The sequence below is a fragment of the Aphanizomenon sp. CS-733/32 genome, assembly GCF_028330045.1.
Taxonomy (GTDB): domain Bacteria; phylum Cyanobacteriota; class Cyanobacteriia; order Cyanobacteriales; family Nostocaceae; genus Dolichospermum; species Dolichospermum gracile.
Map to the genome: position 1 here is coordinate 1 of NZ_JAQMSE010000132.1, position 8,807 is coordinate 8,807.

Genomic DNA, 8,807 nt, shown 5'->3' on the forward strand with positions numbered 1-8,807 from the left:
TGCAGCCTACAAAACAAAAAACAAATCTCAAAACCAAAGAACCGTGGGGCGCACGGTCTTAAAGCTCAGTTAATGTCCTCATAGAGGAGTCACTGAGAAGCCCACACTCACCTGAAAGGGAGTGTGTGGAGTACGTCACATACTACAGTCTAATTATTAGCAAAATGTACGGGCGTATTACAATAAGCCCGCATTCCTTTCCAACCAATGGGAGTTTGTATCTATTATCAATCAAAATGGTGGGTTAATAACCCACTCGACAAAACTACACATTCAACGGCTTTTTTGTGATAACTGGCGTGTGACTATCACTATTTGCAATTGGTACAGGGGCAATGGTTTCCTTACCTGTAATTAATCTCGCGCCACGATTGCGGGTAAAATAACTCCACAACCATTGAATCATCACAACCAATTTATTATCAAATTCAATCAAGAAGTAGATATGAATAAATAACCAGACAAACCACGCCAAGAAACCTCTGAGTTTGATAAATCCTAAATCAACAACTGCGGCGTGTTGCCCAATCATTGCTAAACTACCTCTATCCACATATTTGAATTGGGGTAATGTTTCACCTTTCAACCGTTTTTGAATGAGTTTAGCCACATATTCGCCTTCTTGCATGGCGACTGGTGCAACTCCTGGTAAAGGTTTATCATTTTGATGGGCAAAATTTGCTAAGTCACCAACTACGAAAATGTTGGGAAATCCTTTAATACTTAGGTCTGGTTCAACCATAACACGACCAGCGCGATCGCTCTCAACTCCCGTTTTATCTGTCAAAACTTTCCCCATTGCTGAGGCTTTCACACCCGCAGCCCACAACACGGTTTTAGCTGCAATTTCTTTAACTTCATCACCTTGCTTAATCGTCACAATATCATTTTCAATATGTGTTACCAAAGTTTTGGTTTGCACATCTACACCCAAAGCCTTTAATGATGCTTCCGCTGTCTGGGATAATTCCGGTGCAAAAGGGGGAAGAATCCGGTCTAAACCTTCTAACAATAAAACTCTGGTTTCTGAGGTGTTAATGTTGCGGAAATCTTCTGTCAGGGTTTTAGTTGCTAATTCAGCGATCGCTCCCGCCAATTCTACCCCAGTTGGACCACCACCAACAATTACAAAAGTTAACAAAGCTTGGCGTTTTACTGGATCACTTTCCTTTTCAGCGGCTTCAAATGCAAAGAATATCCGCCGACGCATCTCAATAGCATCTTCTACGGTCTTTAAACCCGGTGCAAATTCTTCCCAGTTATCCTTACCAAAATAGGAATGTTTTGCCCCTGTAGCCACAATTAAGGTATCGTAGGGGACAGATTCCTCGCCTACCATCACCTTTTGGGTGGTAGTGTCAATATCATTCACCTCACCCAAAAGCACCTTTGTATTCTTGCTTTTGCTGAGGACAGCCCGCAAGGGAGAAGAAATATCCGCCGGGGACAAAGCACCTGTAGCGACCTGGTACAGCAGCGGTTGAAAGAGATGAAAATTGCGTTTATCAATCAGGGTGATTTGCACATTGGCCTTAGCCATAGACTTAGCGGCGTACAATCCACCGAAACCACCACCAATAATCACGACTTGATGAACCGGTTTTTTGTCAGATAGATCAACCATAAAAAATATTTCCTTCCATTACAGGTGTTGTAACTATTCTTAACAAATTTGTATCAAAATTGTCACAATTATTTCTGTTTATCTTGAACTTCTTAAAAAAAAATAAAAGTAGCGGACTGAAAGGAGTCAGGAGTCAGGAGTCAGGAGTCAGGAGTCAGGAGTCAGGAGTCAGGAGTCAGGAGGAAGAAGGAAGTTGGGTAATTGTAATTTTTATTCCCTGTCACCTGTTCGCTGTCACCTGTTCCCTGTCACCTGTTCGCTGTCACCTGTTCCCTGTTCCCCGATTTGCGATACAATCATAAGTCTGCCAATTTCATGACAGCCTTTATAAACAGGAGATGCTTCTATGGCGCGTATGTATTATGATGAAGATGCTAATTTGGATCTTTTAGCAGGTAAAACCGTTGCTATTATTGGTTATGGTTCACAAGGTCATGCTCACGCGCTAAATCTCAAAGATAGCGGTGTAAACGTCATTGTCGGATTATATCCTGGCAGTAAGTCCACAGCCAAAGCCGAAGCTGCTGGTTTGACAGTTAAAAATGTGGCTGATGCGGCCATTGCTGCTGATTTCATCATGATTTTATTACCTGATGAAGTCCAAAAAACAATTTACAAAAACGAAATTGAACCCAATTTAGAAGCTGGAAATGTTTTAGCTTTTGCCCATGGTTTTAATATCCATTTTGCCCAGGTTGTACCTCCTGCTGATGTGGATGTCGTCATGGTTGCACCCAAAGGCCCTGGACATTTAGTGCGTCGTACTTATGAACAAGGACAAGGTGTACCTGCCTTATTTGCAGTTTATCAAGATGCCACTGGTCAGGCACGCGATCGCGCTATGGCTTATGCTAAAGGTGTTGGTGGTACACGCGCCGGTATTTTGGAAACTACTTTCCGGGAAGAAACCGAAACCGATTTGTTTGGGGAACAAGCAGTATTGTGTGGTGGTTTGAGTGCTTTAATCAAAGCCGGTTTTGAAACCTTAGTTGAAGCAGGTTATCAACCAGAACTCGCCTATTTTGAATGTCTGCACGAAGTCAAATTAATTGTTGATTTAGTCGTAGAAGGTGGTTTAGCTACCATGCGCGATAGTATTTCTAATACTGCCGAATATGGTGATTATACTCGTGGTCCTCGCGTTGTCACCGCCGAAACTAAAGCGGAAATGAAGAAAATCCTCAGCGAAATTCAATCTGGACAATTCGCGCGGGAATTTGTCTTGGAAAACCAAGCTGGTAAACCTGGTTTTACTGCTATGCGCCGTCAAGAAGCAGAACATCCTATTGAAGCAGTTGGTAAAGATTTACGCGCTATGTTTAGCTGGTTGAAGAAAGCGTAATTTTGGGTAATTGGTAATTGGTAATTCTTTACCTTTTACCAAATTCCTTTTCCCCCCGCCCTGTCATATCCCCAGGTGATTTTGTAATGCTTGACGCATTTCGCTGACGGGGACTGTTTCTTGTTGTAACCAGATTTTTAAGGCTGCTGCACCTTGTTGGACAAGCATTTCTAAACCATCAATAATAATTGCTCCTTGTTTTTCTGCCAACTGCAAAAATTTGGTGGGTTTAGGAATATAAATTAAATCATAGACAATGGCATCACCAAGCAAATAACCAATTTCTTGGCTACTTAATGGCGATTCTTCCATATAAGGATACATTCCAATCGGGGTTGTATTTACCAACAGGTTAGCTTGGTGGAGTAGGTTCGGTAATTCTTGCCATTCATGCACCTGAAATTTATCTGCAAAGGGTGAATTTTGCCAACTTTGATGAAATGCTTGTAATTTCTGTAAATTCCGCCCGACAACATGAATTTCTACCAAACCGAGTTGAATACAACCAGCAACCACAGCCCTCGCAGCCCCACCATTCCCTAAAATTACCGCCCTTTTCTGACTCCAATCTTGATGATATGTTGTTTGTAATGGGGCAATAAATCCTTCCACGTCTGTATTTGTCCCCACCCATTTATCACCTTGACGAGTGACAGTGTTCACTGCACCGATAGCTTGGGCGACAGGAGAAATTTCGGATAATAAGGGTAATATTGCTTGTTTATGGGGAATTGTAATGCTAAATCCTACTACACCAATACTAGCAAATCCGGCGATCGCTCTCTCCAAATTCTCCGGTGCAATGGGAAAAGGCAAATACACATAATCTAATCCCAGTTTAGTTAAAGCCGCATTGTGAATCAATGGAGAAAGGGAATGTGACACAGGATGTCCAATAACTCCCAAAAGTTGGGTTTTTCCAGTAATCATTTTTATTAGGTGTCAGTTGTACTTTTAAAAGGGCGGGGAGACCCCTACACAGGCAAAAACTACCTGTATGGGCTATAAATCTTAGTCCGCGCAGGCGGACTTTGTTTGTGTAGCCGTGAATTATATTCGCTTGAGTTTCTCTAATAATTTAATTTACAATTATTCACAGTAACTTAATATTTCTTTGTAATATGCAAACAAGTATCGCTTCCTCCACAAATCCGATTCCTGGTCAGTATTGGCAATGGCGCGGACATAACGTATACTATGTCCAAGCAGGAGAACCACACCTTCAACGTCCACCCTTGCTATTGGTACATGGTTTTGGTGCTTCCACAGACCATTGGCGCAAGAATATCACAGAATTGAGTGCAGATTTCCAAGTATTTGCCATTGACCTATTAGGATTCGGGCGTTCTGCAAAACCTAATTTACAGTATAGCGGTGACTTGTGGCGCGACCAACTCCATGATTTTATCAGTGAAGTCATCGGTCAAAAGACCATTTTAGCAGGTAATTCTTTAGGTGGTTACGCTTGTTTATGCGTTGCTTCCCAAGGTCATGATAGTGCAGCAGGTGTAGTATTACTTAATAGTGCTGGACCATTTTCCCAACCAGAAAATCAAATTCAACCTTCTATAAATCCTCTGCAAAAACTTTTAGGAAAAACTGTTACATGGTTTTTAAAACAACGTTTAGCGCAGTGTTTATTATTTCAATATACCCGCCAAAAGTGGGTAATTCGCCGCACATTAGAAAAAGTTTATCTGGATAAAAGTGCAATAACAGATCAATTAGTAGCAGAAATTCAGCGTCCAGCTTTTGATCAAGGGGCGTTAGATGTATTTGTTTCTGTTTTTAGCAGTCCTCAAGGTGCGAAAGTTGACATCTTACTCAAACAATTAACTTGTCCATTATTGTTATTATGGGGAGAAGCAGATCCTTGGATGAAAGCGCGAGAACGTTCCCAAAAATTCCATGAATATTATCCCCAACTAACCGAATATTTTCTCACAGCCGGTCATTGTCCCCATGACGAAATTCCTCAACAAGTAAATTCACATTTACGTGATTGGGTAATTAGTTTAAATTAAGACAGAATAAAAAACAAAAATCTTTGTAGAGACTTTCCTGGTAAAATCTCTACAACAGCATCATTTATTTACCGAAAATCTATAATAGACACCTACTATAGAAAAATACAGTTTAGTTAATAATTTTTCCCTTTCTCTGTGTCCTCTGTGCCTCTGTGGTTCGTTCTTAAAAAAGTTTTAGGCTTAACTGAACCATACTATAAAGCATATTTCTTTAGTTATAAATTTGTTATAACAGATTCTAATAATTACCTCTTAAGACTCACGTATATAAATCGAAAAACCTTAACATTAAGAATATCACTCATGTTCATAAAACTAAAATTTTAGAAAAAATGACACAATCTTTAGATACTAAACCACGAGTTCAAGAATTGCGTAAATTGCTTGAAGGTCTTGAATGTGGGATGTTAACCACAATTGATGATGATGGCAGTTTACATAGTCGTCCCATGTCAATATGGAATGAAATTGATAATGATGCCACACTCTGGTTGTTTACCCCAGCTAATTCCCATAAAGTCGTAGAAATTCAAAATCATCAACAGGTAAATGTGAGTTTTTCCGCACCTAATCAAGAACGATTTGTTTCCATACTAGGAACAGCCCAGTTAACAAGAGAACGTCAGGAAATTCAATCAAAATGGCAGCCAGGATTAGAAATTTGGTTTCCTAAAGGCATAGATGAACCCAATATTGCTTTATTAAAAATAAAAGTTAATAAAGTAGATTATTGGGAAAGTTCATCTAGTTTTATGCCGCAAACTATTAGTTTTTTAGAACTTTCACATCGTTAAATATCCCCGACTTCTTCAAGAAGTCGGGGATATATCAAAATCATCCTAAAAATAACTTATATGCCGGATTATCGCTTTCATGCCAATAGTGATAACCAAGATTATCTAAAAATGATTGCCATTCTGCTGTTTCATGGGGGGGAACTTGCATTCCTACCACAATTCGTCCATAGTCTGCACCATTATTGCGATAATGAAATAAACTAATGTTCCAATCAGGAGACATAGAAGTTACAAACTGCATTAATGCCCCTGGACGTTCGGAAAATTCAAAGCGATAAAGGAGTTCATTTTCTGCTAAAGGAGAATGTCCTCCTACCATGTGACGTAAATGCAGTTTGGTTAATTCATCATCTGTTAAATCTATGGTTTTTAAACCGTGAGATTCAAAATTTTCGACCATTTTTGCAGCGTCGGCACGATTTTCTATTTGCACACCTACGAAAATATGCGCTTCTTTTTGGTCAGCAATGCGATAGTTAAATTCTGTGAGGTTGCGTTTACCAATACAGTCACAAAACTTTCTTAAACTCCCTCTTTCTTCGGGAATTCTGACTGCAAAAATAGCTTCTCGACGTTCGCCAAATTCTGCCCGTTCCGCCACAAAACGTAAACGGTCAAAATTCATGTTAGCACCACAAGCAACGGCAATGAGGGTTTGATTTTCAATTCGTTCTCGTTCTGCATAAAGTTTTGCACCAGCGATCGCTAACGCCCCCGCAGGTTCTAAAATAGAGCGAGTATCCTCAAACACATCTTTAATTGCCGCACAGGTAGCATCTGTATCCACTAAAATAATTTCATCCACATATTGTTGACATAGCCGGAAGGTTTCCTCTCCCACTTCCCGCACCGCTACCCCGTCCGCAAATAAACCCACCTGAGACAATCGTACCCGTTCGCCAGCTTGCAATGATTGATACATAGCGTTAGCATCTACAGGTTCAACACCAATAATTTTAATATCAGGACGTAACCGTTTAACATAAGCTGCAATCCCGGAAATTAAGCCACCACCACCAATAGCCACAAAAATAGCGTGAATAGGTTGCTGATATTGGCGCAGTATTTCCATACCAATTGTTCCCTGACCGGCGATAACATCAGGATCATCAAAGGGATGTATAAAAGTCAACCCCTTTTCCGCTGCCAATTGTCGCGCATGGGCGTAAGCATCATCATAATTATTGCCATGTAGAACCACCTCTCCACCCCTGGCTTTAACTGCATTGATTTTCACCTGGGGCGTAATCACAGGCATAACAATGATGGCCTTTGTTCCTAAACGACTGGCAGCTAAAGCCACACCTTGGGCATGATTCCCCGCAGAAGCTGCAATGACACCCTGTTTAAGTAGGTCTGGGGTGAGATTGACCATTTTGTTATATGCACCCCGCAGTTTGAAGGAGAACACCGATTGCATATCTTCCCGTTTGAGGAGGAGTTTGTTATGAATGCGGTTGGAAAGATTGGGGGCATATTCCAATGGTGTTTCTTGGGCTACATCATAGACGCGGGCGGTGAGGATTTGTACCAAGTAGTCGCAATACATATCAAGGAGGGAATTGGGGTTGGTTGTTAATTCTACCGCTTGTTGGGTCTTTCGAGTAATGGTTTTCGGGATGAAATACTGTTTGGTTAAATCTGAACTTAATTCATAAATTTTAATGATACAACAAGAGCCAAGTCGGTTAACATATCAATTGACTTACTAAAATCCGTGAAATCAGTGCAATCCGTCTAATCCGTGATTCTAATTTTATTTTTTTCAAAATGAGAATTGCTGGGGTTTTCTCCTAACTCCTGACTTCTGCTATACAACTGCCAATATTTGTGATATAAATATAAAGTACGGTATTCCTACTTAAAAACCGTAGATTATTCGCAGAGGTGTAGCACCAGTGGGCATAGTAGTTGAAAACGTCTCTAAACAATTTGGTAGTTTCCAAGCAGTTGAACAGATAAACCTGGAAATTCAGAGTGGTTCGCTGGTGGCTTTACTTGGTCCATCGGGATCTGGTAAGTCTACCTTATTGCGGTTAATCGCTGGGTTAGAAATACCAGATACAGGTAAAATCATTTTAACGGGCAAAGATGCCACTTTTCAAAGTGTCCAAGAAAGAAATATTGGCTTTGTGTTTCAGCACTATGCCCTATTTAAACATTTAACAGTCCGTAAAAATATCGCCTTTGGCTTAGAAATTCGTAAAGCCCCCAAAAAGAAAATTGAGGGAAAAGTAGAACAGTTACTAGAACTAGTACAATTGAGTGGATTAGGCGATCGCTATCCTTCCCAACTTTCCGGCGGACAAAGACAACGGGTAGCCCTAGCTAGAGCTTTGGCTGTAGAACCCAACGTCCTCTTATTAGATGAACCATTTGGAGCGCTGGATGCCAAAGTTCGGAAAGACTTACGAGCCTGGTTACGTCGTCTCCATGACGAGGTTCATGTTACCACAGTTTTCGTCACCCATGACCAAGAAGAAGCCATGGAAGTTGCCGATGAAATTGTCGTCATGAATAAAGGCAAAGTCGAACAGGTAGGAACACCCGCAGAAATTTATGATCATCCCGCATCTGCATTTGTGATGAGTTTTATTGGTCCGGTGAACGTATTACCCAGTTCTGCCAAAATCTTCCAAAGTAGTGGTTTTGAATCAACAAACCCAGAAACATTTTTGCGTCCCCAAGATATCATCATTGAAACAGTTGGTAATGGCACAACAGCGCAAGCCACAGTCAGCAGAATCATTCATTTAGGCTGGGAAATTCAAGTTGAATTAACCTTAGATGATGGACAAATGATGACAGCCCACTTAACACGGGAACGGTTCGATGAATTAAAATTAGAACCACAAGCAAAGGTTTATGTTAAACCAAAAGATGCAAAATCTTTTCCGCTTTATTATTCAATTTAGGCAAGAGGGAACAGGTGACAGGGAACAGGGAACAGGTTACAGGTGACAGGTGACAGGTGACAGGTGACAGGGAACAGGGAACAGGTGACAGGTTACAGGGAA

7 protein-coding genes are annotated in these 8,807 nt (G+C 40.8%); 4 read left to right on the top strand and 3 right to left on the bottom strand.

Going from position 1 to position 8,807, the window contains the following annotated elements; genetic code table 11:
- Positions 1–265: 265 nt before the first annotated feature.
- Positions 266–1,624, bottom strand: coding sequence for an NAD(P)/FAD-dependent oxidoreductase (locus PN471_RS10255; RefSeq protein ID WP_271776762.1), 1,359 nt, complete (start codon positions 1,622–1,624; stop codon positions 266–268).
- A 346-nt stretch (positions 1,625–1,970) separates the two neighbouring features.
- On the opposite strand from PN471_RS10255, the gene ilvC reads away from it, so the two are divergent.
- A complete protein-coding gene (gene ilvC / locus PN471_RS10260; RefSeq protein ID WP_193895012.1) occupies positions 1,971–2,966 on the top strand; it encodes a ketol-acid reductoisomerase in 996 nt (331 codons plus the stop codon).
- Between the two features lie 63 nt (positions 2,967–3,029).
- Here ilvC and PN471_RS10265 read toward each other — a convergent pair whose 3' ends face one another.
- Positions 3,030–3,896, bottom strand: coding sequence for a shikimate dehydrogenase (locus PN471_RS10265; protein WP_271776763.1), 867 nt, complete (start codon positions 3,894–3,896; stop codon positions 3,030–3,032).
- Positions 3,897–4,087: 191 nt separating this feature from the next.
- Between PN471_RS10265 and PN471_RS10270 the strand changes: the two genes are divergently transcribed.
- Positions 4,088–4,990 carry an alpha/beta fold hydrolase gene (locus PN471_RS10270; protein ID WP_271776764.1) on the top strand — a complete coding sequence of 301 codons (903 nt, stop codon included), beginning with the start codon at positions 4,088–4,090 and terminating at the stop codon, positions 4,988–4,990.
- Between the two features lie 335 nt (positions 4,991–5,325).
- The gene (locus PN471_RS10275) at positions 5,326–5,787 is read left to right on the top strand and encodes a pyridoxamine 5'-phosphate oxidase family protein (protein WP_271776765.1); all 462 of its coding nucleotides are present in this window, start codon (positions 5,326–5,328) and stop codon (positions 5,785–5,787) included.
- A gap of 40 nt (positions 5,788–5,827) precedes the next feature.
- Here the strand turns inward: PN471_RS10275 and ilvA are convergent, their stop codons facing one another.
- Positions 5,828–7,399 (bottom strand): threonine ammonia-lyase, biosynthetic, encoded by a 1,572-nt coding sequence (gene ilvA, locus PN471_RS10280; RefSeq protein ID WP_271776767.1) that lies wholly within the window; start codon positions 7,397–7,399, stop codon positions 5,828–5,830.
- A gap of 289 nt (positions 7,400–7,688) precedes the next feature.
- Between ilvA and PN471_RS10285 the strand changes: the two genes are divergently transcribed.
- Positions 7,689–8,705 (top strand): sulfate/molybdate ABC transporter ATP-binding protein, encoded by a 1,017-nt coding sequence (locus tag PN471_RS10285; RefSeq protein ID WP_271776766.1) that lies wholly within the window; start codon positions 7,689–7,691, stop codon positions 8,703–8,705.
- Positions 8,706–8,807: the final 102 nt, after the last annotated feature.